Genomic DNA, 2,663 nt, shown 5'->3' with positions numbered 1-2,663 from the left:
CTCCATTCTTTGATGGATACAGACCACAATTCTACTTCAGAACAACTGACGTTACAGGATCAATCAAATTACCAGAAGGTATGGAAATGGTTATGCCTGGAGACCACATCGATATGGAAGTTGAATTAATTAACCCAATCGCAATGGACGAAGGATTAAGATTCGCTATCAGAGAAGGTGGAAGAACAGTAGGTTCAGGAGTTGTTACTAAGGTTTTAGCATAATTCCTATAGAATAAATATTTGAAAAGCTAGAGAGACGTCTCTAGCTTTTTTTTATGTAAATCAAAATAATATGAGTTAGAAAAATTATTATAGAAAAGAGAGAAGGAAGAATCTAGCTTCATTTATAAAATAAAATAAATAGAACAATATTATTATAGCATTGACGAATTTTAAATGTTACGAAGAAATAAAATTGGAAAGTGATAGAGGCAAAGTAAAAGAAATATCTGTTCATAAAAATAAGAAAAATAAAATTTGAGTTTATGTTTAGAAGAGTAATTTATAGAAAAGAAGAAAAGTTTGAAAATAAAAATGCTTAAAATGGATGAGATTTAATAAAAAAAATATGAAGTAAAAAAAGACTTGATATTTTATATAAATACATATAAAATAAAGAAAGCGAAAAGAATTTGGATAAAAAATATTTATTCAAAAGACTTGAAATACTTCTGTAAAGATAGTATAATATAGAAGTTGTATAGCATGCGGCGAAGATTCAAGAGGTTGCCGGACTTCCGGGTAATTCTTGATGAGTATGTCTGGATCTAGAATCCGACGACAGGGATTCTATATAAATTTCGTTTTGTAAAATTTACGAAACACCAGGAACAGTTTATAGAATAACCGCTGTTGTGCGTTAGAAGTAAAGCGTACATGAAAAGGAGGGAAACCGAGATGTCAAAACAAAAAATAAGAATTAGATTAAAAGCATTTGATCACACTATATTAGATCAATCTGCTGAAAGAATTGTTGAAACTGCAAAGTCAACAGGTGCTAAGGTTGTTGGACCAGTTCCATTACCAACTGAAAAGGACGTTGTTACTATATTAAGAGCAGTTCACAAATATAAGGACTCTAGAGAGCAGTTCGAAATCAGAACTCATAAGAGACTTATAGATATCGTTAATCCATCACCAAAAACTGTTGATGCTTTAATGAGATTAAATCTACCAGCTGGTGTAGATATCGAAATTAAGCTTTAATTAGCTGAAAAATAAAAGACATTGAACTATTATGATTGAATTCAATCCGCTAGTAGTTTGGGAGGTGTAAATACATGAAAAAAGCTATATTAGGTAAAAAAATAGGTATGACTCAAATATTCGATGAGAATGGTAAAGTTGTTCCTGTAACTGTAGTTGAAGCTGGTCCATGTGTTGTTGTTCAAAAGAAAACTGTTGAAAAAGATGGTTATGATGCAATACAAGTAGGATTTGGAGACATAAGAGAAAAATTAGTTAACAAACCTAGAAAAGGACAATTCGCTAAAGCAGGAGTTTCATTAAGAAGAACTCTTAAAGAATTAAGATTAGAAGACGCAGCTTCATATGAAGTAGGTCAAGAAATCACTGCTGAAATATTTGTAGCAGGAGACAAAGTAGACGTATCAGGAGTTTCTAAAGGTAAGGGATTCCAAGGTACAATAAAAAGATGGAATGCACAAAGAGGACCAATGTCACACGGTTCTAAGTTCCATAGAGCACCAGGTTCAATGGGAGCATCTTCTGATCCTTCAAAAACATTTAAGAATAAGAAAATGCCAGGACACATGGGAGCACAAAACAAAACTGTTTTAAACTTAGAAGTAGTAAAAGTAATTGCTGATAAAAACTTAATACTAATTAAGGGTGGAATCCCAGGACCTAACAAAGGTAAAGTAGTAATAAGAAATACAGTAAGAGCTTAATTTCTAGAAGAAAGGAGGAAGCAGGATGCCTACAGTAGGATTATTTAACAAAGAAGGTAAAAAGATTGAAGATATCCAATTAAATGATGGGATATTCGGATTTGAAATAAATGAAAGAGCTATGCACCAAGTAGTTGTTGCATTATTAGCTAACAAGAGACAAGGAACTCAATCAGCTAAAACAAGAGCTGAAGTTAGAGGAGGCGGAATTAAGCCTTGGAGACAAAAAGGAACTGGTAGAGCAAGACAAGGTTCAATCAGAGCTCCACAATGGATTAAAGGTGGTATAGTATTCGCACCAAAGCCAAGAAGTTACAGAATGGCAATACCAAGAAGCATGAAGAGAGTTGCAATGCTTTCAGCTTTATCAACTAAAGTTCAAGACGGACAAATGGTTGTTGTTGAAGATTTAGCATTTGATGTAATCAAAACTAAAAATGTTGTGAATTTCTTAGATGCAATTGAAGCTAAGAAAACTTTAATCATTACAGCTGAATCAAATGAATTAGTTTACAAGTCAGCTAGAAACATTGAAGGTGTTGCAGTTATGCCTGCAAATAACATCAACGTTTATGACTTACTTAAGTTTGAAAAAGTAGTTATGACTAAAGATGCAGTATCAAAAATTGAGGAGGTGTACGCATAATGATGTTAACAAGCCATGATATAATAAGAAAGCCTGTTATAACTGAAAAAAGTATGGCAGCAATGGCAGAAAATAAGTACACTTTCATAGTTCACATCAACGCTA

At 32.7% G+C, this 2,663-nt stretch carries 4 protein-coding genes and 1 pseudogene; all 5 read left to right on the top strand.

From position 1 onward, the window contains the following. Window positions 1-224, top strand: a pseudogene (gene tuf / locus ACRDDY_RS00560) (elongation factor Tu); the annotation flags it as partial. Between the two features lie 675 nt (window positions 225-899). After that, window positions 900-1,208 (top strand): 30S ribosomal protein S10, encoded by a 309-nt coding sequence (rpsJ, locus tag ACRDDY_RS00555; protein ID WP_438563018.1) that lies wholly within the window; start codon window positions 900-902, stop codon window positions 1,206-1,208. Window positions 1,209-1,282: 74 nt separating this feature from the next. Further along, the gene (gene rplC, locus ACRDDY_RS00550; protein WP_438563017.1) at window positions 1,283-1,912 is read left to right on the top strand and encodes a 50S ribosomal protein L3; all 630 of its coding nucleotides are present in this window, start codon (window positions 1,283-1,285) and stop codon (window positions 1,910-1,912) included. Between the two features lie 25 nt (window positions 1,913-1,937). After that, the gene (rplD, locus tag ACRDDY_RS00545; protein ID WP_438563016.1) at window positions 1,938-2,558 is read left to right on the top strand and encodes a 50S ribosomal protein L4; all 621 of its coding nucleotides are present in this window, start codon (window positions 1,938-1,940) and stop codon (window positions 2,556-2,558) included. Beyond that, on the top strand, window positions 2,558-2,663 hold a 106-nt coding region (rplW, locus tag ACRDDY_RS00540), incomplete at its 3' end, for a 50S ribosomal protein L23 (protein WP_438563019.1). The genes rplD and rplW, both read left to right, overlap by 1 nt.

The organism is Clostridium sp. (assembly GCF_051656525.1).
In the GTDB taxonomy this organism is placed as follows: Bacteria; Bacillota; Clostridia; order Clostridiales; family Clostridiaceae; genus Clostridium.
This window is presented reverse-complemented; position numbering and strand designations above follow the sequence as displayed.

Excerpts from the sequence above, each read along its gene's own strand:
- rpsJ (WP_438563018.1), top strand. The coding sequence starts at position 900 with ATGTCAAAACAAAAAATAAGAATTAGATTAAAAGCATTTGATCACACT.
- rplC (WP_438563017.1), top strand. The coding sequence starts at position 1,283 with ATGAAAAAAGCTATATTAGGTAAAAAAATAGGTATGACTCAAATATTC.
- rplD (WP_438563016.1), top strand. The coding sequence starts at position 1,938 with ATGCCTACAGTAGGATTATTTAACAAAGAAGGTAAAAAGATTGAAGAT.